Genomic DNA, 24,745 nt, shown 5'->3' with positions numbered 1-24,745 from the left:
GCGACTTGGCAATGGCGACTTGAAAGAGGCCACTCGTTGGAGGTGACCAATGATTTGCACGTCATCGCGGGCAAGCCGGGGCATTCCCTTCGGCTTGCCGCGAACTTTAGCATGCAGAATAACTGCGTTCGCCATTGCTGCTGTCGCCGTCTTTGGGTCGCTTTGCCGAGAGGTTTCGGCGGAAAATGCAGTTGCGGCGCCGAAGCCGAATTTCGTCGTTATCCTGATCGACGACATGGGCTACGGCGATATCGGACCGTTCGGCTCGAAACTCAACCGCACTCCGCGGCTCGATCGCATGGCCGCCGAAGGAATGAAGCTCACCAGCTTCTATGCCGCCCCGGTCTGCACGCCTTCGCGCGCGCAACTGATGACCGGCTGCTATGCCAAACGCGTTTCGCTGCCGGACGTGATTTTTCCGGCCTGCCCGATCGGGCTGAGCTCGTCGGAGCGAACCGTTGCCGATTTGCTCAAGGTCGAGGGCTACGCCACGATGTGCATCGGCAAATGGCATCTGGGCGACCAGCCCGCGTTCTTGCCGACGCAGCACGGATTCGACCATTACCTGGGCCTGCCCTATTCCAACGATATGGGCGGCAGCGGCAAGCCGGGAGCCGCCAAGCCGCCGTTGCCGCTCGTGCGCGATAGGCGAGTGATCGAAGCGCCCGTCGAGCAGAACAAGCTCGTCGAGCTCTACACGAACGAAGCGATCAAGTTCATCACGGCCAACAAAGACCACCCGTTTTTTCTCTATCTGCCGCACACGGCCGTGCATGTGCCGCTGCATCCGGGCAAAGCATTTCAGGGGAAATCCAATAACGGCCGCTACGGCGATTGGGTCGAAGAAGTCGATTGGAGCACCGGACGAGTGCTCGACACGCTGCACGATTTGAATCTCGACGCGAACACCTTCGTGCTGTTCACCAGCGACAACGGCCCATGGCGCAGCCAAGGCAAGAATGGCGGCGTGGCCGGGCCGTTGCGCGGCGGAAAATCATCGACCTGGGAAGGGGGCATGCGCGAACCGACGATCGCTCGCTGGCCCGGCAAGATCGCTGCCGGCACGGTGAACGACGCCGTGATGAGCGAAATGGACATTCTGCCCACGCTCGTCAAACTCGCCGGCGGCACGGTTCCCATCGAGCGGCCGATCGACGGCAAAGAAATCTGGCCGTTGCTCTCCGGCAAAAGCAAGCAGTCGCCGCACGAAGCACTGTTCTACTTTTCCAGCAACCGGCTGGAAGCGGTGCGCTCCGGGCCGTGGAAACTCGCGATCGCCCGGCAAATCGAACATGGAGTCGACAAAGAGCCGGCGCATCCGAATGCACCCTTCACGCCGATTCTCTTCAACCTGGATAACGACATCGGCGAGACAACCGACGTCGCCGCCCAACATCCGGAGATCGTCAAACGCTTGCAAGGCTATGTCCAACAGATGGATGCCGACCTGGGCATCAAAGGCCGTGGTCCCGGCGTCCGCCCGCCTGGCCGCGTCAAACACCCGCAACCGCTCTTGAAGCGCAGCGACATCGAATACGATTGATCCGTTCGGCGGCGGGAGCCCGAGCCCGCAGCGCTAGCAAGGAATTTAGTCGGTTGGAGTTCACGCTTTAGCGTGCTGGCGGGCCAACACGCTAAAGCGTGAACTCCAACACCGGCCGCCGCGGCACCGCACCGCCGGGGCAGAAAAATTTTCGCCCGCCCCCCAATATTTTCTCTCAAGCGGCGAATCATCGGTATGGCAGGCTGGTGCTGCGGCTTCGCTGGCGGTCTGCCGAACCGAATCTCACGCTCGCCGAGCGTCTTAATCAGGAGGTCGTTGCCATGATCAAGCGAGTCGTTTTCTCCACCGTCGGGCTGGGGCTTTTGGGCATGTTCGTGTTCGGCCGCAGCGCCGCTAGCTATGTATCCACCTGCTGGAGCCGAGTCACCGATTCGGTCGAGCAAAGCGTGCCAGTCGAATTCCAGATCGATCGGGCCCGCAAGATGGTGAAAGATCTCGTGCCCGACATTCAGCGGAATATGCACGTCATCGCCAAGGAAGAGGTCGAAGTCGATCAGTTGGAACACCAAATCACCGATTCCGAGCAACGGCTGGCCAAAGACCGCACCGAATTGATGCGGCTCAAGGCCGATGCCTCGAGCGCCCAAGATCATTTCACCTACGGCGGCCGGAGCTATACGATCGACCAGGTGAAAACCGATTTGGCGAATCGCTTCGAACGGTTCAAGACGGCCGATGCCACGCTTGGCAGCCTCCGCCAGATGCACGAAGCACGTCAAAAGAGCCTCGACGCGGCCCGGCAAAAGCTGGAAGGCATGTTGGCCGCCAAACGGCAGTTGGAAGTCGATGTCGAGAACCTCGAGGCCCGCAACAAGATGGTCGAAGTGGCCCAGACCACGAGCAATTATCAGTTCGACGACAGCCAACTCGGCCGCGTGAAAGAATTGGTCACCGATCTGCGAACGCGGCTGCAAGTGGCGGAGAAGATGGTCAATGCCGAGAGCAGCCTGCACGACGAGATTCCGTTGGATCAAACCACACCGGCGAACATCGTCGACCAAGTGGGCCAATATTTCTCGGCCGAGCAAGGCAAACTGGCCAAGGCCGACACGAGCGAAACGACACAGAAGTAATTTGCAGCATGCGGGCGGCGCCGGTGCCACGCATCCCGAGCCCGCAGCGCTAGCAAGGAAGAAGCGGCCCGTGTGCGAAGAAATGGCCCGGCGGGGCGATGCAACACTCCCTTGCTAGCGGTGCGGGCTCCACCTTCTCAAACCTTCGTCCGTAGCCTCAAGCCTTTAGCCTCCTACAATGTACGATCGACGGCGGCTTGTTGACAGTTTGCAGCGGGCATTGCGGCTCGGACGCTGGAGCGAAGTGCAGACGGTGGTCGAGCAGCTACGCGGCTCGCCATCGATCGAGCATTCCGATTGGCGGCGGCGATTGCTGCCGATTCTCGGACGAAAGGATAAGAAAGTGGAAGGCAAGGGATTAGGGGCGAGGGGCGAAGGGCGAGGGACGAGTGTCCGGCGGGCGGCGTCGAACGGGGCCAGATTCGTTTTGTGGGTCGATGCGGTCGGCGGGTTTTTGGTTTGCATGGCCGATCGCGTGGTGGTTGGCCAGTCGCTGCCGGACGGCGCGAAAGGCAATGGCTCGGAGGAGGCGGCGAGTGAAACCGCAAATGAAATGATCGACGTGCCGATTTTGGGCGATTTGTCGCGACGGCATGCCGTGATTCAGCGGGACGGCGAAGGGTATTGGGTGGAACCGTTGCGGGAAACGCGGCTCGACGGCCGAACGCTCGGCCAGCCGACTACGCTCGACGACGGCCGCACGATCGAACTCGGCGCCGTGCGGCTGCGATTTCGCCGCCCACATCCGCTGAGCGCCACGGCGCGGCTCGAACCGGTGACTTATCACCGCACGCATCCGGCGACGGACTGCGTGCTGCTGATGGCCGACACGTGCATCCTTTCCGCCGAGCGATCGAGCCATATTTCGGTGCCGGAACTCGAGGGGCAGGTGATTTTGTTTCGCGAAGGAAGCGGTTTGGCCTGCAGCGCCCCGGGGAATTTAGAGATCGACGGCAAGAAATATCCGCGTCGCGGGCCCGTCGGGCTCGGTTCCCGAGTGGTGGGCGAAGGCTTTTCCTTCACGCTCGAGGCGGTATAACGGAAAGGGTGAGCGTGAGGGTGAGGGTGAGGGTGAGAGGTTAGCACGAAAACTTTTCGTCGATGCGGAAGGCTGTTTAACGCTGCTCAGCGGTTTAGAATGGAACAGTAGCCCGAAGCGTCAGCGTGGGTGCGCCGCGAGTGCGGGTAATCATCTGCCAAGAGCCACGACCGCGTGGCGGCTCGTCCTCGCTAACGCTTCGGGCCAGTGCTGGGAATGCCCGCGACAAAGGGCTACGACGATGAATCTCCGTGCCACACAGCCTCTCGAATCTCCACCGGCCCCGGCCGCCACGGGCAGCGGCGCTCGGTTTTCTTACGCCAGCGGCGATCGTCCGCTCGATGGCTATACAATCAAGCGCGGCATTGGTCGCGGCGGGTTCGGCGAGGTTTACTACGCGCTCTCCGATGGCGGCAAGGAAGTCGCCCTGAAGCTGGTGTGCCGAAATCTCGAAGTCGAATTGCGCGGCGTCACGCAATGCTTGAACATCAAGCATCCGAATCTGCTCAGCCTCTACGACATCCGGCAAGACGATCACGACGAGAGTTGGGTCGTGATGGAATATGTCGCCGGGGATTCGCTCGAGGGCGTCATCCAGCAGCATCCCGACGGCTTGCCGATCGACGATGTGATGTTCTGGATGCAAGGCATTGCTGCCGGAGTCGGCTATTTGCACCATCATGGGATCATCCATCGCGACCTGAAGCCCGGCAATATCTTTTGCGACGAAGGGGTCGTGAAAGTCGGCGACTATGGGCTATCGAAGTTCATTTCTTGCAGCCGACGTAGCGGGCAAACCGGCAGCGTCGGCACGGTGCACTACATGGCGCCCGAGGTGGCCAACGGCCGCTATGGCAAAGAGATCGACATCTACGCCCTGGGCATCATGCTCTATGAGATGATCACCGGCCGCGTGCCGTTCGAAGGCGAAAGCCTCGGCGAGGTGTTGATGAAGCATCTCACCGCCCAGCCCGATCTGACGCAGATCGCCGATCCGTATCGAACGGCGATTGCCCGGGGCTTGGCCAAGGATCCCGATGCCCGGCCGCATACGGTCGGGGAGTTCATGTCGCTTTTGCCGCGGCCGCTGCATGCCACATTGGCTTCGCTGGGCCCCGTGCCCCTGCCGCCGCCATTGGCTCGCGATAGATTGCAGCCGCCGCTACGGCCGCCACTCGGGCCCGGAATGCCGAATGGCCATGTCCCGGCGCAGCCGATGGACGGCGCTAGGGGAGCAACCGGCGTTTGGCCGCCGATGGCGCAGGCCGTCGTCGAGATTCCGCAGGCGCAAGCGGGCGGCGGATCCGCACCGCACGTTGTTCCTGGCGCATCGCCGGCGACCGTTGCGGTCGCGGCGGCGGTGGCCGCTCGTGTCGAAGAGCCGATCGCGCAATTTGTTCGCGGCGTGTGGGCCAATATGCATGGCTGGTGGCGAGGGGCAAATCTGCCGACTTGGCAACGGGTGATGCTTCTGCTCGCGGCGCTTTACGTCTTGCTGCATACGGCGGTACTGTGGATTCCCATGCTCGTCGGCGGTCTCGGGCTCTACTTGATCTACCGCGTGGGTTGGACGATCGCGCATGTCGGCCAGCGGCATCGGCCGGTGCAAGCTGGAGCGGGCGGAATGCGATCGCCCCCCGTGATGCAAGCCGGCGCCGCAGGGCCGCGCCCGAATCCGGCCCGATATGAGAGCCCGACATGGCGCCGCTGGCGTCAAGAATCGCTGCCGCCGCCGCCCCTTTTGCCGGGACTGCGCGAGCGAACGGCCGATCTGATCGGCTCGATGCTATTGGCAACGGCGGTGGTGTTCGTCGTCGCGCTAGTGGTCGTGCTTTATCGCATGAGCGGGCCGCATGGCGCCGTCGAGCTGAACCAATACGCGTGGCTCGCGCTAACGGCGATCATCGCCGCTTGGAGCATTTTGATTCCGGCCAAGTTATGGGAGCGCCGGCCGGTCGATGCGGCGCTGCGGCGGTTCGTGATGCTCGTGGTGGGATTGGGCCTGGGCTTCGCCGCGTATCTGCTGCATGCCGCGCTACTCGTGCAATTGCATTACGACTACTCGTTCAAGACGGCCGCGGCCCACCTTCCGCAAAGCTTTTACGGGGTGGACGGCGCGCCGTCGGTATTCGCGTTTCTCGCTTATTTCGGTTTGCTGTGGTTGGTGCCGCGGTGGTGGCGGCTGGCCGATCCGCGGCGACAATCGCGGTTGAGCATTTGGTCGGTGATCGTGTCGCTGTTTTGGGCGGGCGCGGTGAATTGCATCGCGCCGTTTCCGCAGCCGTGGGGGCTGATGTTTGCCGCGACCGTGTCGATCGCCGTGCAAATGGCCGGCGCCTGGCAGCCGAAAAAGATCCCGGTGTAACGCCCCGGAGGGCAATATGGTCCATCATTTCTTCTTCTTTCGCCCGATTCGCACGTTCTTCGGCTTGATGCTGTTGGTCGGGGCAGTTCTCTGCTTTTTGAGAGCGGTCCAGCATTCGCGATCGGACATGGGCGTTTCCGATTGGTCGGCATCCTCCGATTGGCATTGGTTTCATCGGAACCGCACAGCCGCGACGCCGCAAGCACGAACCGTGGAAACCGCCGCCCGTCCGCTGCCCAATCCGCCGCCGCCGACGCACGATGGCCACGAACCAAAGCCCGACTGGGTCGATCGACCGGCCCATTTGGAATCGCGCGGCGGGCTCGAAGTGTATGTGGCCACCGCGACGGCCGGCCCGTATCTTACGAACGAAGAATGCGATCGAGCCTTGCCGGGCGAGATCGATCGCGTCGTGACCGATTTCGCCGAAAAAGAATTCCCGCAGGCCATCGACGGCACGGTGAAGCTCGATCGCGACTTGGTCGAAAACCACCTCATCCAAGATCGCTACCGCGAAACAGTCAACACCGCTTCGTTTGGCCCGATGCTGCAAGAGCATGTCTTGCTGGTGTTCGATCGGCAAATCCGCTCGGCGATCGAGCAGCAATGGCGGTCAATCATGGTTGCCCAGCGGTTGCAGGTGGCGGCCATCGGCTCGGGCGCGGTGTTGCTGCTTCTCGGCGGCGTGTACTCGCTGTTACGATGGAAGCCGGCCGGTGTGCGTTCGTGAAGATCGTGGTTCCGCGGGTCCGGTTCGGCGTGCAGTTGCGCACGCGCGAAACCGCAAGCGAGCTTCGACATCGAACGGCGGATCGAAGCTCGCTTGCGGTCTCGCGCGTCCGGCTGCTCTGATCCCCTGGCCACTGACCCCTGTCTGTCACCCACTCCAATGTCTTCCGACGCCATACTCATCGACCGAATTCGGGCCGGAGAGCCGGAGGCTTGGAAGGAATTGATTGCGCGGTTCGAGGGGCGATTGCTGGCCTACGTCGAGGCCCGGCTGCACCGCCGCGATGTCGCCGAGGATGTCGTTCAAGAAACGCTGATCGGGCTATTGACGAGCCTGCCGAACTACGACGCCGCCCGGCCACTCGAGAGCTATCTGTTTTCGATCGCGGCCCACAAGCTAACCGACCACCTCCGCCGCCAAGGGCGCCGGCCGGCGCTGCCATTGGCTTCGGCCAGCACGACCGGCAATTCGTTCGACCCGCCGTCTCCTGCCCGCCGAGCGAGCAGCCTATTGCAGAGCGCGCAGCGGAAGCACGTCGAAGCGGAAGCGCTCGCCGTGGCCATGGCCGAAATTCTCGACCGTTGGCGCGAGCGCGGGCAATGGCCGAAGGTGCAATGCGCGGAATTATTGTTTGTCGCCGGCTGGCCGAATAAGCGGGTGGCCGAGGAACTCGGCATATCGGAACAGGCGGTGGCCAATCAGAAATTCGACTTTATCGACCGCTTGCAAAGGAGTCTTATAAAGCAGCGATTGTCGGAGGATTTGTTTCCTGAACTGCAGCAACCGCGATAAACTGAATCCGTGCGTTGGGAAGCACGCGTGGCAGAATTTCGGTGTCAGATGGTATTGCGATGATTGCGGACCTGCACCAGTTCATCCTCGCTGACGCTTCGGGCTAGTGTTTCGATCGCACGACACGGACATTTTCCATGCTGTTTTCCGATGCCGAACTCGAAGCGTATGTCGACGAAGCGCTCCCGGCCGAGCGGATGGCAGCGATTGAAGCAGCGGCACGGCTGGATCGCCGGTTGATCGACCGGCTAGCGGCGGTGAATGGCCGGCGCGATGCAGGCCTGCATTCGCTCGGCGAAATCTGGCGCCGCAACCGGCTGACATGCCCGAACCGGACCCAGCTTGGCAGTTTTCTGTTGGATGTTTTGCCCGACGAAGCAGCGACCTACATTCGCTTTCATCTTGAAAAAATCGGTTGCCGCTATTGCCAGGCGAATCTGGCCGACTTGCGCTCGCAGCATGGCGAGGCATCGACGGCCGACCATCGCCGTCGAAAGTTTTTCCAATCGAGCGCGGGCTACCTGCGCCGCTAGACCGCGAGCGCTTCGCTGAAAGTGCCCGGACACGCTCATTTGATGCCTGGGCTGCGGTCGATCGCACCGCGGACGCCGAGCACTTCGGGATGACGGGCGATCTTATCCGTGAAATCGCGCACGTCGTTGAGAATCGGCTGCAGCCGGTGCGTGAGTTCGTTGATGTTGCAGGCGGCTTCGGTCAGTTGCTGATAGAGCTCCTGGTTGTTGATCAATTGGCCGAGCGTGCCTTGCGAGCTGTTCAGCCCGCGGCCGAATTGCGTAAATTGGCCGAGCAATTCGTCGAGTTCGCGGATGCTGTGGTTGGCATGGTTCACCATTTCGGGGCCGCTGTCGCTGAGCGGCTGCGTGAAGCCTTGCAGATTTTTCAGGTTCTGATCCGCCAGGGCCGTCGTCTGCTGCAGCGATTGAAACGATTGCTGCATTTGCTTCAGCGTGCCGGGCAAGTTGGCGAGGCTCTGCTTCATGTCGGCCTGCATCTGCGGATCGCCGACGATCTTGTCGACGTCGTTTAGCGTGCGCTGCATGGCGTCCATCGACGATTCGGTCTTATCGACCAAGCGCCGGAGCCGTTCGGAATCGCCGTGGCCGAGCAGGCCGTTGATGTTGTGGGCCAACACCCGGACCTCATCGCTGGCGGCGGAAAGGGAGTTGCTGACTTTGCTCATGTCGGCTTCGAGTTTGGCGAATTCTTGCGTCGGGCTCGCTCCCGACTCGCCTTTGATCGTTTCGCCGGGTTGGATGAACGTCGCGGGCGGAAGCGCCGGGGCGGCCGGTTTTGGGACCGGCACGCCGGGCTCGGGGGGCGTGGCTGGAGCGGGCGGCGCTTCGTCGCCCGATTGGCCGCGAATCGTCGGCTCCGCCGGAGCGGCCGGCTCGGCCGATTGCCCCGGGGAGGGTGTCGCTGCCGGCACAATTCGCGGCGCGGGCAAATCGACGACATCGAGTTCCGCGTCGCCCAGCAATCCGTTGCTGACCTGGATGGTTTGGTTGTGCCGGATCTTGTACTGGGACTCGATTTCCGCGGTTATTTGCACCGGCTCGACGGGATTGTCTTCTCGCAGCGAGACACCAGTGACTCGGCCGATCAGCACGCCGCTTTCCTTGATAGGGGTGCCCGCCGCGACGCCGGGGGCACTGCGAAAATCGACGTAGATCGTGTAGTGCTTGCCGGGAAAATGCCCGAACAGCAACGTCATCACGCCGGCGATCAGCGAGACGCCGAGCACGACGACACCGACGCGAAACTGCATGATCCGATCATCCATGGTCGCACCTGTTTTAATAATTGGAGCAGGCACGCTCCGCGTGCCGTCCGCCGTGGGCCGTCGATTTCAAACGGAGTATCCTGCTGTGCCGCAACGGCACATGGAATGTGCCTGCTACGTTGCCGCTGTTTGCCGTTCGCCCATTTCCATCAGTCGTTCGCCGGCTTCGCCGCGCACGAATTGCCTGACCCGCGGATCGGGGCTCCGCTCCAGATCGGCTGGTTTGCCGTCGAAAATCACTTGCGGCTCATCGCCTTTCAATCGGGAGAGCGGGTGCAGCATGACCACGCGATCAGCCACCTTGGCCACGGTTTGCATGTCGTGCGTCACCACGACGTTCGTGACCGGAATGCGATTCCGCGTGCGGAGGATCAGTTCGTTGATCACGGCGCTCATGATCGGGTCCAAGCCGGTGGTCGGTTCGTCGTAGAGGATCACCTCGGGCGACATGATTTGCGCCCGCGCGAGCCCGACTCGCTTCCGCATGCCGCCGGAAAGCTCGGCAGGTTTCTTGTACAAAATATTTTCCGGCAAACCGACATCGGCCAACCGGTCGAGCACGGCCCGGCGAATTCGCGCATCGTCATATTCGGCCTGCTGCCGGAGCGGAAAGGCGACGTTTTGGGCCACGGTGAGGCTGTCGAACAGCGCCGCGCCCTGAAACACGAAGCCGAAGCGAATCCGCTGCCGCGCCAGTTCGCGGTCGTTGAGTGCGGCCAAGTTTTGGCCGTCGAAAACCACGGTTCCCTGCGTCGGCCGCACCAGACCGATAAGGCTCTTGAGCAAAACCGTTTTGCCGCAGCCGCTTTCGCCGATGACGACGAGCGTTTGCCCGCGCGGCACGCTCAAATTGATTTGCCGCAGCACCGGCTGACGTCCGAAGCGAACGCTCAGATCCCGCGCTTCGATGAGCGGGCGATCGTCTTTCGGCGGTTTTGGAGCGGTGGGCGGCATGGATGGTTTGGCCGATGGGTCGATGCGGAGCCGCGAGCAACGTAGCAGGCACACTCCGTGTGCCGTCTGCCTCCTGTGACGCTTTAAGCAATGAGCAGCACGGAGGGCACACGGAGTGTGCCTATTACAGTAAATGTGTCACAACAAATTGACCGGTTCGGGCCACAACATGTTGTACACCGAGCCGAGGAAGATGCCCAAGAAAAGATCGAGGATCAAGATCACGATGAAGGAATACACGAACGCATTCGTGGCCGCGCGGCCAACTCCTTCCGCACCCGGATCGCAATGAAAGCCGCGATGGCAACTGATGACGGCAATCGCGGCTCCGAAAAATAGGCTCTTCACGATCCCCGAAAACAAATCGAAATCACCGACGAAATTCGACGAGTTCGCCCAATAATGATGCCAATCGATGTGCAGAATCTGGACGCTGTAAAAAAACCCACCGACGACGCCCATGAAGTCGGCCATGATCGTGAGCATCGGAATCAACAACAAACACGCCATGAACCGCGGCACCACGAGATAAGCAATCGGATTGGCGCCCATGCTGCTCAACGCGTCGATCTGCTCGGTGACACGCATCGTGCCGAGCTCGGCGGCCATCGCGCTGCCGACGCGGCCGGCCAGCATCGTCGCCGCCAGCACCGGCCCAAGCTCGCGCACCAGCGACATATTGATGATCGACCCGAGCCGTGTTTGCAAATGCAATTGGGCGAATTGGTAGTAGCTTTGTTCGGCGAGCACCATGCCGATGAACGTGCCGGTGATGGCCACGACCGGCAAGCTGAGCACGCCGACTTGATAAAACGCCGGCAACAATGTTTCTCGCCGCGGCAAACGGGCAAACATCCACACCAGCGTGCGGAACGAGAAGATGGCAATGTCGCCCAGCGTTGCCAGCCAGTTGATGATCAGTTCGCCGAGGTCGGCCACCCAAGTGGCAATTCCCAGCGCGATCGTAGCGCCGATGCCAGTTTTGCGGCGGCTTGTCGTGGATGATGTGGACATGATATGAGCGGCTTTCGCGAGTGTTAGCACGAAGCGCCGGTAGCGCACCGCTTGGTGCTCCCTCGCTAACGCTTCGGGTTCGTGTTGGCAACGTGGCGAGCAACTTCCTTGCTTCGCGCTGCGAGCTCGGGGCGAAACGCCGCGACAAAGCAGCCTTTCGCTAGCGGTGCTTGCGGCGAGAATTCACGGCGAGCACAAAACCTACTATCGCCGCTCTATCTTCGGAATGTCAAACGGTGGGGCTTGAGGAAGGTTTGCGGGTTGGAGTGGAATTGAGGGCGTGCTGGCGCGCGAAAAAACCCAGGGAAGGCCAGGGGCGTCTGAATTTGTGGCAGACGACCAAGGGGCCTTCCCTGGGCTTGACGACTTCACGATAGGAACGCGGCGTTCTAGGCGGTTGCGCCGGAGTCGGTGGCGCTGGCGCTCCCTTCGGAAGCGGCGCCGACGGTTGCCGTCTCGCCTTCCGTCGATGTACCGATGAAGTAGAGCTGTTTCTTGCCGCCGACTTCTTTCGTGTCGACCGTGATCAAGTTCTTGCCGGTGAATTCGCCCTTGAGCAATTCTTCGGAAAGCGGATCCTGCACGAAGTTTTCGATCGCCCGGCGAAGCGGACGAGCTCCGAAATCGGTGTCGGATCCCTTCTTGATGAGGAACGTCTTGGCCGCATCGGTGAGCACCAGCTTCAGGCCGCGCTCGCCGAGCCGCAGACGAACCTTTGACAGCTCAATATCGATCACGTTTTTCAAATCGTCGACCGTGAGGTGCTTGAACACGATCACGTCGTCGATGCGGTTCAAGAACTCGGGCCGGAAGACCTTCTCGATCCGTTCCTTGACGCGCTGCTTCATGCTGTCGTACGACGCGTCGTCGTCGGGCTTTTGGAAGCCGAACGACGATTCATTTTTGATGGCCTCGGCCCCTGCGTTGGTGGTTAGAATCAGGATCGCATTGCGGAAGTCGACATTTCGGCCGAAGCTGTCGGTCAACCGCCCTTCTTCCATCACCTGCAAGAGCATGTTGAACACGTCGGGATGGGCCTTCTCGATTTCATCGAGCAGCACGACCGCATACGGCCGGCGGCGGATTTTCTCGGTCAATTGCCCACCCTCTTCGAAGCCCACGTAGCCCGGCGGCGCGCCGATCAGCCGGCTGACATTGTGCTTCTCCATATATTCGCTCATGTCGATCTGGATCAGCGCGTCTTCATCGCCGAACATGAACTCCGCCAGCGCTTTGGCCAATAGCGTCTTTCCGACGCCGGTGGGCCCGGCGAAGATAAAGCACCCGGTGGGCCGCTTCGGATCGTTCAACCCGCTACGGCTGCGTCTGACGGCCTTCGACACGCTGCTGATCGCTTCATCCTGGCTGATGACGCGCTTGTGCAACTCCGATTCCATCTGCATGAGCCGCATGCTGTCTTCCGTGCTCATCCGCGTGAGCGGGATGCCGGTCATCTTGGACACGACTTCCGCGACGACCTCTTCGTCCACCACCCCGTCGGCCTCGCGCGAGCGCTCGCGCCAATCGCGGGTGATCGATTGCTTTTTCTTTTTGAGCTTGTCCGCCTGATCGCGAAGGGCGGCCGCCTTTTCGAAATCCTGATTGGCAACCGCTTCCTCTTTCTCCTTGTTCAGGCGGTCGACTTCGTCGTCGATCTCTTTCAAATCCGGCGGCTTGGTCATGGCCTTGAGCCGCACGCGGGCACCCGATTCGTCGATCACGTCGATTGCTTTATCCGGCAGGCAGCGGGCCGTGATATAGCGGCTCGACAACTCGACGGCCGCCTCGAGCGCGTCGTCGGTGATTTGCACCCGGTGGTGCGTTTCATACCGATCGCGCAAGCCCTTGAGGATTTCGATCGTTTCCGACTTCGTCGAAGGCTCGACGATCACCAACTGAAAGCGGCGATCCAACGCGCTGTCTTTCTCGATGTACTTGCGATACTCGTCGAGCGTCGTGGCGCCGATGCATTGGATTTCGCCGCGGGCCAAGGCCGGCTTGAGCACGTTCGAGGCGTCGATGGCTCCTTCCGCGCCGCCGGCGCCGACGAGCGTGTGCAATTCGTCGATGAACAGGATCGTGTTCTTCGCGCGGCGAACTTCGTTCATCACCGCCTTGATCCGCTCTTCGAACTGACCGCGATACTTCGTGCCGGCCACCATCATCGCCAGATCCAACACAACGATCCGCCGGTCTGCCAACAGTTCGGGCACATTGCCATCGACCACGCGTTGGGCAAAGCCCTCGACGATGGCCGTCTTGCCGACGCCCGCTTCGCCCAAGAGCACGGGGTTATTTTTCGTCCGGCGGCAGAGGATTTGAATCGCTCGTTCGATTTCTTTTTCGCGGCCGATCACGGGGTCGAGCTTGCCTTGCCGGGCTAATTCGGTGAGATCGCGGCCGAAGCTATCAAGCGCGGGAGTTTTCGACTTGCCGCTCTTCGCGCTGGTGCCTCCTTCGGGCGCACCGCCGCGTTCGACGCCGCCCCGCTCACCCCCTTCGGCGCCTTCAATGCCGTGGCCCAAGAGATTAAGCACTTCCTCGCGCACATCTTCAAGCTTCAGGCCGAGGTTCATCAACACCTGGGCCGCGACACCTTCTTGCTCTCGGAGCAGGCCGAGGAGAATGTGCTCGGTGCCGACGTAGTTGTGATTCAGATTCCGCGCTTCTTCCATCGAATACTCGATGACCTTTTTTGCGCGGGGCGTTTGCGGCAGCTTGCCCATCGTGACCATGTCGGGCCCGCTTTGGACGAGCTTTTCCACCTCCAGGCGGATCTTGCGCAGATCGATATCGAGGTTCTTGAGCACGTTGGCCGCGACGCCGCTGCCTTCCTTGATCAGCCCGAGCAGTACATGTTCGGTGCCGATGTATTCGTGGTTGAATCGCTGGGCTTCTTGGTTGGCCAGTTGCATCACCTTCCTGGCCCGGTCCGTAAATCGCTCGTACATAGAATGAAATCTCCCAAAGGGGACATCTGCCGCATTCTGGCAGTTAACTGCTTAGCTTTGTGGCAGTCGAGTTCGCGATGTGTTCAAGTGATTGGATCGCTTGATAAGTTGATCGATTTTGGCAGTCCATTGCCGCAAACAAAGTCATGGAGCAATTGATGTTCCGTGATTTACCCGGATTTTTCCGAACCGTCGTTCCCCTTGTTCGCTTTTTCATGCGACGGCTCTATTAACCCAGTGGATTATCACACCTCAGTCAAGTCGCCTCGCTGCGGTTGGCCTTAGGCGGCTTTTTTGGCGACTGTGGCCGGAGCGATTTCGGAATGCAGTTCACGACTTTCCGCTACGCTGCTTCCCGCCTTTCTATCGTCATTCGCGCTCGTGCCGGTTGCGGCGTTGGAACCGTCCACTTCCACCAATCGCGACCGGAGCCGGGCCATTTCCACCCGCCAAATCTCGCTTCCTTCCGCCCGGGCCAGCCGATCGAGTTCGCTTGCCGCCTCTCTCTTCCGAGCGGTGCGAAACAACAGATTCGCTCGCAACAGCCGCGCTTCAATGTCTAGTACGTTGCGGTCGAGTAGACGGCCCAGCACGGTTTCTGCTTCGAACCAATTCCCTTTGAGGTATTCCTCGCGGGCCTGGACAAACCAGTCGAGCGACAACTTGTCGTCGGCCGACCGCAGCCGCCCGATCTGGAGCCGTGCCACCCATCGCCGAGACAGGGCAGCGGCCGCGATCCACGTGGCTGCCAAAACCAGCCAAATCGCCGTTTGCGCGGCTAGGCCGAACAGTTCGGTCCACATACGGCTCACCAACAACCCTAGGTCCAAAAGCGCCCCAAAGCCGATGGCAATTGCCAATCCGGACCAAGCCCCGGCAAACCAGAGTTGCGGCCCGCCCGGCCATACAAGCGTAAGCCATCGAAGTTGTCGCATGCGAAGAAACCTCCGTGTTCGCCACGACGCCCAGAGCCCCGGGCGACCCCTCCGGGCTCCGGGATTCTAATCCCGCCCACGGTATCGTACAAGGCAAGTAAAAGGCAGGCTTGGAGTTATGCAACAGCTCCGATTTTGACGCCTGCTAGCAGCTTGGTCTTTCGTCCCACGGGACCGACAAAATCCGCCGGGATCGCCGGTCGCGCGACAATAACTGACGCCGCGGCCATCGCATGGTTCAGGGCCGAGCGACCAGATTGCCGCTTACGCGGCGAATCAAGCGACGCATTTCCAATACACTCAGCGTCGACAACACTTGAGCGGCAGCCAGACCGCTTGCCGTGATGATCCGATCGATCGGAGTCGGCTGCCGATCGATCGTGGCGAGCACTACCCGCTCCGTGTCGTTCAAGAGCAACTCGGCGGGATGATGGATGGCTTGACCGTCGGACGATTGGGCCGGCTGGGCCAAAGGGCCGAGTTCTTCCAGAATGTCGTCGACTTTCTCGACGAGTTTTGCGCCGTCGCGGATCAGCCGATGACAGCCTTGCGACGAGGGGCTGTCGACGGGGCCCGGCACGGCGAAAACTTCGCGCCCCTGCTCCATCGCATGCCGAGCCGTGATCAACGCCCCGGATCGCACCGACGCTTCGACTACCACGACCCCCAGTGTCAGCGCCACTGTTGGGAACAAACGGTTCGCTCGGCTTTACCGCAGGCGACTATGAGCCAGTCACGGCACCCGTCGCGAAGCATCGGGCAGACCACACGGCGGAAACGCTTTTGATCAAAGACCTTCTGGCTCGATTCAAGAGCCGCCGCGAGCAGGTAGGCGAGTGGATGCGGCTGACCGGGAAGTGCCGGCGGACATTCGAGCACCGTCTGTTCCGCGATCACGCCGGCACCGTAGGAGGTGCCGATGCCTAGCCCACGTTCGCGCCACGACACACACGTTTGCGGCCTGTCGCGGCCCTGCGCCCACGGTGGGCAAACGTCCCACCCTCGGGCTCCGGCAACCGTGCGCCGCCGAACGCCGTCTTCGTGCCGACGGCGCAAAAACCCCTTCTTTGGTCTTTAGCTGAGAGGCCGATCATGGATGACGAACGACCTAGCCAAGTTTCTCCGCAAGACGTCGCCGGCCGCCAAGAGCGTGAGCCGGCAAAGACTAGCCAATGCATTGACTGGTATCACGAGGGCGAATCACGGATCGTCGAGGTCGATGGGGTTCAGATGGAAGTCCGGTATATCGGCCGGAATGGACGCCGTAGCCGGATCGCGATCACTGCCCCGTCGGGGGCGACATTCATTCGAGGCTGACACCTAGCACCTGGAGACATAACCGTCTCGCGAAGCGGCTAGCGGCCGCTTTCTGATGCGTCTGCAAGTCGTTCGAGGTGGGCGCTGATGGCGGCAAGCTGCGATGCGAGTTCATTCAAATGAGGGATGACCAACTGGCGAACTGCCCGGCGCACGTTCAGCGCGTTGGAAATGATGTCCTGAAATCGTGTGCGTCCGTCGTTCTTAACATCGCGCAATTGGTCGCCGGACGTGTCGTATTCTGCGCAAACGTTGTCGTCGTCGATTCGCCGGTTGTCACGCTTCAGTGTGTGGGGCGTTGGCTTGCGAACCGGGTAGGCAGCGATGATCGTGCCATCTCGCAGGCAGTGTACGTGGTAGTAGGTCGGACGCCTGCGATTTCGCGACATAGCTTTCTCCATTGTTGCAACGGTGAAACGCGGATTACAAGCGCGGCCATTTTGCCGGGCCCTAGCAGTCGTGGCCAGCCCCGAGATCGTGGGCGGTCCCACTGCTAGATGTTCGCCGACGGCGGCCGGCGTGAACAGACGCCAATTTGAGCACAGTTTGTCTTGCCATCCTGGACAAACGCAGGAAACTATGCAGGCCAAATCAAAGTCCGTGGCGAGCTCGCCCTCCCAGTCAATCGAGCCGCCGAGAAAGGTCCGACGATGTACACGATCAAACAGGTCGCTGAAATGTTGCAAGTCGGCTCTCCGACTGTGGTCCGTTTTGTCGACTCCGGCGAATTGGCCGCGGTAGACGTTAGCCTGCGGCGAGGAAAGAAACGGCGGCTCCGAGTCCCAGCAGAGGCACTAGAGAAATTTCTGGAGCGCAGGCGAGTCAATGTCGAGCCGCTGCGAAGTCACGGCAGACGACAACAGCCTTCACAGCGCAGGGACGTCATCGATTTTTTCAAATTCAAAGAGCCGGAAGAGAATGGGCGTAGGCGGATCAAGATAAGCCAAGTCGCTGAATACCTTGGCACGACTGACGACCATGTTCGACAGTTGATTGCTTACGGACATCTGGCGGCGGTGAACGTGGGCGGTACGTCAAGGGAAAACCGGTATCGCATCGCCGAAAGGGATCTGTACGCTTTCCTCGAACGTAGCCGGCAGGAACCGAAGAATCGTCGAGCGGCTCGGCTTCGTGGCCCTGATTTCCTTGGCAAGTTGCCTGAAGGGAAGCAGATCACTGACTTGTCGATAGGAACACAAACTCGATTCAGTTCGACATTTGGCATGCAATAGACAATTGCCAACCGTAAAGGTCGGCCATTATGTGGTCCGCCTGCCCGCCGCCCTGGATTGCCGGGCCGCACTCCGCATCTCGGAGCCCGCGAGATCCGCTCGCGACCAGCGCATCGCGGATCGTCGAAGTCGATGGCGTTAGAGTGAAGATCCGGGTTTGCCGGGCGGAATGGTCGTCGGATTCGAACTGCTATCATCGGGCTACCTGCAGCAACATTCCGACCAATTGGCTTTCAGCCAAACACAAATAGACCGGCGATTCAGCCGGCTAGCGTGACGGCAAATGCGTCAGGAGGCCATCTTGGGCATTGATCGCGTCGATGCCGTCGCCTCCCAGCGGTGCGGTTTGAGCCAGTTGGCAGCAGCCGATCAACAATCGCCCCGATCGTAGGCATGGCGGAAATTAAACCACCCGGTGGTTTAATGTCAAGCCGCCACCGCCAGTCCATACCGTGACGAAAGCGAACTACCACGATACAATGGAAAATAAGAAGAGGCACGCGGTTTCTCTGGTCCGCCTGCCCGCCGCCCTGGATTGCCGGGGCCGCACTCCGCATCTCGGAGTCCACCAGCACATAACCCTGTGCTAAAGGTGCGCTCCGATGAAGATCGAGTTGCGGAAAACGTCCGGCATCAAGCCCTACGCCAACAATCCCCGCGTCAACGACGCCGCCGTGGATGCCGTTGCAGCGTCTCTGAAGGAATTCGGCGTTCGCCAGCCGATTGTCGTCGATGCCGAAGGCGCGATCATCGTCGGCCACACACGCTGGAAGGCCGCGCAGAAGCTTGGCCTGGAAACAGTCCCGGTCCACGTCGCCACCGATCTGACGCCGGCCCAGATCAAGGCCTACCGGATCGCCGACAACCAGACGAATACGCTCGCCGAATGGGATTTCGACCTGCTGCCCCTGGAACTGCAAGACTTGCAGAATCTCGAATTCGACATGTCGCTGTTGGGCTTCGACCAGGACGAACTCGACAAGCTGCTCAGCGGCGATTTGCAGGAAGGCCTCTGCGATCCGGACGAGGTGCCCGAGCCTCCAGACGAAGCGACGACGCAGCCGGGTGATCTTTGGATTTTGGGCGACCATCGTTTGCTCTGCGCCGACAGCAGCAAGGCCGAGGATGTGGATCGGCTTCTCAACGGTGCTACGATCCATCTGGTCAATACGGACCCGCCGTATAACGTCAAGGTCGAGCCACGCAGCAACAACGCGATCGCCGCGGGCAACAGTAGCTTTGCGAATCCGAACAAGCACCACCAGAAGTTCGACTTGGAACGCCATCCCGAGAAGGCAAAGGCGACGCACAAGAAGATGAGGGCCAAGGATCGACCGCTGGCCAACGACTTCGTCAGCGAAGGCGAGTTCGATCGACTACTGCACGCGTGGTTCGGCAATATGGCCCGCGTGCTAACGCCCGGTCGTGGCTTCTATATCTGGGGCGGCTACGCGAACCTCGGCAACTATCCGCCGGTGCTGAAAAAGAACGGCCTCTACTTCTCGCAAGGCGTTGTGTGGGACAAGCAGCATCCGGTGCTGACACGCAAGGACTTCATGGGCGCGTTTGAAATCTGTTTTTACGGGTGGCGAGAAGGGGCGGCGCACGTCTACCTCGGCCCGAACAACGCAACCGATCTTTGGCATGTGAAGAAAATCAACCCCCAGAGCATGGAACATTTAACGGCCAAACCAGCCGAACTCGCCGTGCGGGCGATGCAGTTCTCGTCGAGGCCAGGAGAGAACGTGCTCGACCTGTTCGGCGGAAGCGGCAGCACGCTGATTGCCGCGGAGCAGACCGGCCGCAAGGCGTTCTTGATGGAGATCGATCCGCCGTACTGTGACGTCATCGCGGACCGCTTCCAACGGTTCACGGGCAAGCCGGCCATCCTCGAACGCACCGGAGAATCGCCGCTGCCCATGAAGCCGCGGGAGTTGAGCATGCGATGACACCCGGCGCAATAAAAAACCCCTTGCGAGCAAGCTCAAACAAGGGGCAATGTGAACGGCGATGGGGCAGGTACGCCGCTCACAGAACAAATGATAGCCCACCAATTTCGAATTGCAACGCCGCGTCACTTGTCATGAATGAAGGAAAAGACGATGCCCAGCACGAAAAACAGAATCGGCCAATATCGGATCGGCACGAGCAGCATCGTGTTCTCGCCGTGCCGCAGAAGCGTTCGCTCACCGATTTTGAGATCGTCGTCTTCATCGCCCAGATATCGGCAGAAGAGCCACGTCAGTGCGGCCGCGACCCAGAAGGCTGCCAGTTTCGGCCAGCCGTGCGCCGCGTAATACCGGTCGTTATCGAACAATTTATTTACCGCTATTTCCATGAAGATAAAACAGCCGGCGCAGATTCCGACGACGAACATGCCGCTTCCGGTGTAGAGAATCGAAGCAAACATTGGCTGCTCCGAACGAATCGATTTTCATGCTGCCCCCGAATCTAGGTGTGTCAACGAAACCGGTCAACGATCAGCATGCCCCCACGCCTGAAAACCCTCTGTCGCTATCCCGGCTGTCGACGCCCGACGCGGAGCCGTTACTGCGAACAGCACGCCGCCTCCGCTTGGCGGAACGCCGACGACCGTCGCGGTACCGCATACGAGCGTGGCTACGACGCAGCATGGAGCAAGGTCGCAGCACTACGACGACGGTTGGACTTCTATCTGTGCCAGGATTGCCTGCGGCTCGACGTCCTCGCGTCGTCGTCCACCGTCGATCACATCGTGCCGATCTACGTGCGTCCCGATTGGCGTTTGGCATTGGGCAACACTCAGGTCTTGTGCGGCGACTGCCATCGGCGAAAGACGTCGGCCGACCTGCGGAAGTATGGGCACCGCGAGGGAGCAATCACGGATCAGCAGAGAACGAACCGCGAACGAGCGAACCAGTTCGCACACCCGCCACGGGACGAATACCCTGGGGGGAGTCATAAGTCTAGCAGTATCAATGGCTTACCACACGTCCCCCGAAACGCGCGTTTCCGCGAATTTAGGGTAGGGGGGATTCTGAGGGATTCAGGAGTAACCTATGAGGGGTAGGAAACCGAAGCCGACCGTGCTCAAGCTGCTCGACGGAAACCCTGGCAAGCGAACGATTAACGACCGCGAGCCGGGTACATTGGCAGGCGTTCCGGAGCCGCCCGACGGGCTCGACGACGAAGCGCTTTTGGAGTGGAACCGCATCGTTCCCGAGCTGCGGGAGATGGGCGTATTGAGCCGGGCCGATCGGGCGGCGCTGGCCGCCTACTGCACCGCTTGGGGCCGCTGGCGGAATGCCGAAGCCCAGGTCAAGAAGCATGGCCCGATCGTCAAATCGCCCGACAAGGGTTTTCCGATGAAGAGCCCCTATTTGACGATCGCTGACCAGGCGGTGGAAACCATGCGGAAGTTTCTGGTCGAGTTCGGGCTGACCCCTTCCAGCCGCAGCCGCATTCGCATCTCGGGCGGGAACGATCCGGCCTCGGAGTTTGATCGCTTCACGGAGACCGGTTGATGAATGAGTTGGCCCAGAAGCTCGCCGAGGCCCGCGCTGCCGGTTGGGCCGAATGGATTCGCGGCGAGGCCGACGAGCAAGCCGTTCTGGAAGGCTGCACGTTCGACCTGCCGGCCGCCGAGCGGGTCCGCGACTTCTTCGTAAAGTTCCTGCGCCACTCGAAGGGCCAATGGGCCAAGCAGCCGTTCGAACTGCTCGACTGGCAATGGGAGTCGGTCATCGCGCCGCTGTTCGGTTGGAAGCGCGCGGACGGGACGCGCCGTTTCCGCCGGGGCTACATCGAGGTGCCGAAGAAGAACGGCAAAAGCACGATTTTCTCGGGCCTGAGCTTGTACTTGCTGGCCGGCGACCATGAAGCCGGCGCCGAGGTCTACAGCGCGGCGGTCGACCGCGATCAAGCCTCGATCGTGTTCAACGAAGCGGCCAACATGGTGGAAAGCTCGCCGGCATTGAGCGGCCGATTGGAGGTGATCCGCTCGACCAAACGCATTACGTTTCCCCGCACGCGCTCGTTCTATCGCGCATTGTCGGCCGAAGTGCCGACGAAGGAAGGCCTCAACGCCCATGCCGTGCTGATCGACGAGCTGCATGCGCAGCGTTCTCGCGATCTGTGGGACACGCTCCGCTATGCCGGTGCTTCGCGCCGCCAGCCGCTGTTATTGAGCATCACCACCGCCGGCTTCGACCGGCATTCGATCTGCTGGGAACAGCACGCCTATGCCGAGCAGGTCTTGTCGGGCGTGATTCACGATTCGGCGTTCTTCGCGTTCATCAAGGCCGCCGCTCTAGACGACGACTGGACCGACCCGGCGGTCTGGCGGAAAGCGAATCCGGGGTTCGGCGTCACGGTGAGCGAAGATCAGTTCGCCGAGGACTGCCGCGAGGCGCAAGAATCGCCGGCCAAGGAGAATTCGTTTCGCCGCTATCGGCTGAACCAATGGGTCGAATCGGAGACGCGCTGGCTGAGCCTCGACAAGTGGAATGCGTGTGGCGGGGAGCCGCAGGAAACTCTCGATGGCAAGGACTGTTGGGGCGGGCTCGACCTCTCCAGCACGACCGATTTATCAGCGTTCGTGTTGGTGTTTCCGTTGGAAGACCGGTTCGCGGTCTTGCCGTTTTTCTGGATTCCGGAAGACGGCGCGCGCCTTCGTGAACGTAGGGACCGAGTGCCATATACCGAATGGGTCCGGCAGGGATTTATCCAGGCCACGCCGGGCGAAGTGATCGATTACGACCGGATTCGGGTGCGGATCAACGAGTTGGGCCAGCGCTTTGCGATCCGCGGCATCGCCATCGACCGCTGGAACGCCACTCAGTTGGCCTCGCAGCTCGAAGGGGACGGGTTCGAGATGGTCGCGTTCGGCCAGGGCTATATGAGCATGAACGCACCGACCAAGCGGCTCGAGCAGCTCGTGCTCTCCGAGCAGTTGGCGCATGGCGGCAACCCGGTGCTGCGCTGGATGGCCAACAACGTTTCGCTCGAAACCGACGCGGCCGACAATTGGAAGCCCTCCAAGAAGCGCAGCCGCGAGCGGGTCGACGGGATCGTGGCCCTGATCATGGGGCTGGGCGTGACAGGGGAACCGAACAGCGAGCCGACGTGGGGAATCTATGTCTGAATCAATTGCTTTCCGTGCAGCGCGAGGATCTTCGTTATGCCCAACAAACCCAACAAGCAACTCACGACCCGCCAGCGGCTCTAACCGAGTTCACCAAACTGAAAGGTATTTGATTACCACCTCAGCCTGGTAGCGGCTGGGGGCGAGGGCTGCAAATGGCGTGCACGAGGAAACACGCTGAATTCTGTAACCATGTATACAGCGTGCTCTGTGCGTTCTTCGCGCGATGATCTGCCGCCATGCCCGACTGTCCTGGTTCAGCGTGAACTGGAATGTTGGCTGATTGGCGTTAGCGAGTGTTGAAGGGCATCCTGCCGCGGCATTCGCGGCATCGTGCCGCGAGAGTTTATCGCTTTGGCGCCAATCCCGAAGGGAGGTCGGGCGGCGCCGCGAGTGGACATCGCCCGCCCTTCGGTCTTGGCCCCTGGATCGGCGCTCGGGTCGCACTCCTGCGTTGCCCTATCCTCCATCCAGGCCATTGGTCATGTTAGGCTGCTGGCGATCGTCAAGCAACGGTTGGTTGAGCTTGGCGTGCGACGGCCCTCGTTTCTCGCGCGGCTTCAAGCTTGGCGTCTCGCGCGTCCCAGATTTGCCGTTCGCGTCCGGCCAGTTTGTCGGCCGGAGTGACGTAGCCGAGGGCGCCGTGCAGCCGCACGGTGTTGTAATGCTCGACGTAGCCGGCCACGCGCTGTCGGGCGTCTTCGGCCGACTGCGGCGCCGCCGGCCGGATGCATTCACGTTTGAGCGATCCGTGCCAACGTTCGAGCTTGCCATTGCTCTGCGGATAGTAGGGACTGGTGCGCACATGCGTCATGCCGCCGATGCGGATGAACTCCTTGAACTCCTTGGCGATGAACTGCGGACCGTTGTCGCTGATGATCCGTGGTCGGGCGTTGGGATCTTTTTCCCGTGCCCGTTGGATCACGATTTCCGTGTCGCATTCGGTCATCCGCTCGCGCAACTCCGAGTGGACGATGAACCGGCTGTAGCCGTCAAGAATGGAGGTGAGGAAGTAGAACGTGCCGGCCACGTTGATGTAGGACATGTCCACGTGCCAATGGTCGTGGGCCGCCAACGGTTGCACGAATCCCGTGCCTTTCTTCGACGGTTTCAGCCAATGGCGATCCAAGCGGCCGGCTTGCTTGAGCACCCGGTAGGCGCTCGACGGGCTGACGGCGACGATGTCGGCATCGAGCATCATGAACGTCAGCCGGCGATAACCTTCCAGCGGATGGCGGTCGTGGAAGTCGAGGATGGCTTGTTTCTCCCAAGCCTGGAGCCAATCGTCGCGGGGGATCAGGGCGTTGTGTTCGTTGACCTTGCCGTAGCGCTGGCGCCAGTCGTAGAACTTCGACAGTGCGACGCCCAGCCAGAGCACGAGGAGTTTGACGGGCAATTCGGCGCGGTCGGTCCAGTAGGTGACGAAGTCGACGACCTCGTCGCGGGTATCGTGGGGAACCCAGCTTCCTTTTAGAGTTCCCCAAGTTCTTTTTTTAACTGGACGTGGGCCTCCATCAGTTCGGCCACGACCTCGTTCTTCTTGACGAGCTTGGCTTCGAGTTGGTTGATGCGGCGGTCCTTGGCATCCTCGGCCCGCCGATTGTCGGCTGGCCGTTCGAAGGCGGCCGCGGCATGGTCGAGCACATGCTTGACCCACAGGTGGATCAACGTGGGCTGGACTTGCAACTCATCGGCCAGATTGGAAACGGGCACTTTGTCGCTCAGATGCCGGCGAACGACCTCGGCCTTCTGCTCGGGGTTGAAATGTCTACGACTTCGACTCATGGAATGTTCCTCCGGTTAGGTTTATGCTAACCCAACCGGCCGGACATTCCAGTTCCGTGTGAAGCAAGACA

The 24,745-nt window shown here is 60.9% G+C and carries 21 protein-coding genes and 1 pseudogene; 12 read left to right on the top strand and 10 right to left on the bottom strand.

Translation table 11 applies throughout. The features are described 5' to 3' along the window. Positions 1–49 precede the first annotated feature (49 nt). From VHX65_06945 to VHX65_06915, 7 genes are all read left to right on the top strand, one after another. A complete protein-coding gene (locus VHX65_06945) occupies positions 50–1,543 on the top strand; it encodes a sulfatase (GenBank protein HEX3998266.1) in 1,494 nt (497 codons plus the stop codon). 281 nt (positions 1,544–1,824) lie between these two features. Further along, on the top strand, positions 1,825–2,637 hold the full coding sequence (locus VHX65_06940) for a hypothetical protein (GenBank protein HEX3998265.1): 813 nt from the start codon (positions 1,825–1,827) through the stop codon (positions 2,635–2,637). A gap of 178 nt (positions 2,638–2,815) precedes the next feature. Beyond that, positions 2,816–3,676, top strand: coding sequence for an FHA domain-containing protein (locus tag VHX65_06935; GenBank protein ID HEX3998264.1), 861 nt, complete (start codon positions 2,816–2,818; stop codon positions 3,674–3,676). Positions 3,677–3,917: 241 nt separating this feature from the next. Further along, positions 3,918–6,041 carry a serine/threonine-protein kinase gene (locus tag VHX65_06930; protein ID HEX3998263.1) on the top strand — a complete coding sequence of 708 codons (2,124 nt, stop codon included), beginning with the start codon at positions 3,918–3,920 and terminating at the stop codon, positions 6,039–6,041. 16 nt (positions 6,042–6,057) lie between these two features. Beyond that, positions 6,058–6,771 carry a hypothetical protein gene (locus VHX65_06925; GenBank protein HEX3998262.1) on the top strand — a complete coding sequence of 238 codons (714 nt, stop codon included), beginning with the start codon at positions 6,058–6,060 and terminating at the stop codon, positions 6,769–6,771. A 159-nt stretch (positions 6,772–6,930) separates the two neighbouring features. After that, entirely contained in the window at positions 6,931–7,563 is a 633-nt protein-coding gene (locus VHX65_06920) for an RNA polymerase sigma factor (GenBank protein ID HEX3998261.1), read from the top strand. Between the two features lie 137 nt (positions 7,564–7,700). Beyond that, a complete protein-coding gene (locus VHX65_06915) occupies positions 7,701–8,096 on the top strand; it encodes a hypothetical protein (protein ID HEX3998260.1) in 396 nt (131 codons plus the stop codon). A gap of 35 nt (positions 8,097–8,131) precedes the next feature. On the opposite strand, the gene VHX65_06910 is transcribed toward VHX65_06915, so the two are convergent. The 6 genes from VHX65_06910 to VHX65_06885 form a co-directional block, all read right to left on the bottom strand. Further along, a complete protein-coding gene (locus VHX65_06910; GenBank protein ID HEX3998259.1) occupies positions 8,132–9,364 on the bottom strand; it encodes an MlaD family protein in 1,233 nt (410 codons plus the stop codon). 114 nt (positions 9,365–9,478) lie between these two features. Next, positions 9,479–10,318, bottom strand: coding sequence for an ATP-binding cassette domain-containing protein (locus VHX65_06905; protein HEX3998258.1), 840 nt, complete (start codon positions 10,316–10,318; stop codon positions 9,479–9,481). A 138-nt stretch (positions 10,319–10,456) separates the two neighbouring features. Continuing rightward, positions 10,457–11,332: an ABC transporter permease gene (locus VHX65_06900; protein ID HEX3998257.1), complete on the bottom strand. Its 876-nt coding sequence runs from the start codon at positions 11,330–11,332 to the stop codon at positions 10,457–10,459. 389 nt (positions 11,333–11,721) lie between these two features. After that, positions 11,722–14,283 carry an ATP-dependent Clp protease ATP-binding subunit gene (locus VHX65_06895; GenBank protein HEX3998256.1) on the bottom strand — a complete coding sequence of 854 codons (2,562 nt, stop codon included), beginning with the start codon at positions 14,281–14,283 and terminating at the stop codon, positions 11,722–11,724. A gap of 281 nt (positions 14,284–14,564) precedes the next feature. Beyond that, complete coding sequence (locus VHX65_06890; GenBank protein HEX3998255.1) at positions 14,565–15,218, bottom strand: hypothetical protein; 654 nt, start codon at positions 15,216–15,218, stop codon at positions 14,565–14,567. A 238-nt stretch (positions 15,219–15,456) separates the two neighbouring features. Further along, positions 15,457–15,900: a DNA-processing protein DprA gene (locus tag VHX65_06885; protein HEX3998254.1), complete on the bottom strand. Its 444-nt coding sequence runs from the start codon at positions 15,898–15,900 to the stop codon at positions 15,457–15,459. Between VHX65_06885 and VHX65_06880 the strand changes: the two genes are divergently transcribed. Further along, positions 15,888–16,145: a hypothetical protein gene (locus tag VHX65_06880; GenBank protein ID HEX3998253.1), complete on the top strand. Its 258-nt coding sequence runs from the start codon at positions 15,888–15,890 to the stop codon at positions 16,143–16,145. The two genes, VHX65_06885 and VHX65_06880, sit on opposite strands and share 13 nt — an antisense overlap. A 428-nt stretch (positions 16,146–16,573) precedes the next feature. Here VHX65_06880 and VHX65_06875 read toward each other — a convergent pair whose 3' ends face one another. Further along, positions 16,574–17,221, bottom strand: a complete 648-nt coding sequence (locus VHX65_06875; protein HEX3998252.1) for a hypothetical protein — start codon at positions 17,219–17,221, stop codon at positions 16,574–16,576. On the opposite strand from VHX65_06875, the gene VHX65_06870 reads away from it, so the two are divergent. Beyond that, complete coding sequence (locus VHX65_06870; protein ID HEX3998251.1) at positions 17,186–17,767, top strand: helix-turn-helix domain-containing protein; 582 nt, start codon at positions 17,186–17,188, stop codon at positions 17,765–17,767. The genes VHX65_06875 and VHX65_06870 overlap by 36 nt on opposite strands. 602 nt (positions 17,768–18,369) lie before the next feature. After that, positions 18,370–19,716, top strand: a complete 1,347-nt coding sequence (locus VHX65_06865) for a DNA modification methylase (GenBank protein ID HEX3998250.1) — start codon at positions 18,370–18,372, stop codon at positions 19,714–19,716. Between the two features lie 125 nt (positions 19,717–19,841). On the opposite strand, the gene VHX65_06860 is transcribed toward VHX65_06865, so the two are convergent. Next, a complete protein-coding gene (locus tag VHX65_06860; protein HEX3998249.1) occupies positions 19,842–20,177 on the bottom strand; it encodes a hypothetical protein in 336 nt (111 codons plus the stop codon). 628 nt (positions 20,178–20,805) lie between these two features. Between VHX65_06860 and VHX65_06855 the strand changes: the two genes are divergently transcribed. Both VHX65_06855 and VHX65_06850 read left to right on the top strand, forming a co-directional pair. Further along, the gene (locus tag VHX65_06855) at positions 20,806–21,270 is read left to right on the top strand and encodes a phage terminase small subunit P27 family (protein ID HEX3998248.1); all 465 of its coding nucleotides are present in this window, start codon (positions 20,806–20,808) and stop codon (positions 21,268–21,270) included. Beyond that, on the top strand, positions 21,270–22,889 hold the full coding sequence (locus tag VHX65_06850; protein HEX3998247.1) for a terminase TerL endonuclease subunit: 1,620 nt from the start codon (positions 21,270–21,272) through the stop codon (positions 22,887–22,889). Before VHX65_06855 ends, VHX65_06850 begins: the two co-directional genes overlap by 1 nt. A gap of 505 nt (positions 22,890–23,394) precedes the next feature. Here VHX65_06850 and VHX65_06845 read toward each other — a convergent pair. Next, positions 23,395–24,306 (bottom strand): annotated as a pseudogene (locus tag VHX65_06845) (IS3 family transposase). A gap of 53 nt (positions 24,307–24,359) precedes the next feature. Next, on the bottom strand, positions 24,360–24,674 hold the full coding sequence (locus VHX65_06840; GenBank protein HEX3998246.1) for a transposase: 315 nt from the start codon (positions 24,672–24,674) through the stop codon (positions 24,360–24,362). Positions 24,675–24,745: the final 71 nt, after the last annotated feature.

The organism is Pirellulales bacterium (genome assembly GCA_036267355.1).
In the GTDB taxonomy this organism is placed as follows: Bacteria; Planctomycetota; Planctomycetia; order Pirellulales; family DATAWG01; genus DATAWG01.
The sequence above is the reverse complement of the archived record's forward strand: the minus strand, read 5'-3'. Positions and strand labels throughout refer to the sequence as shown.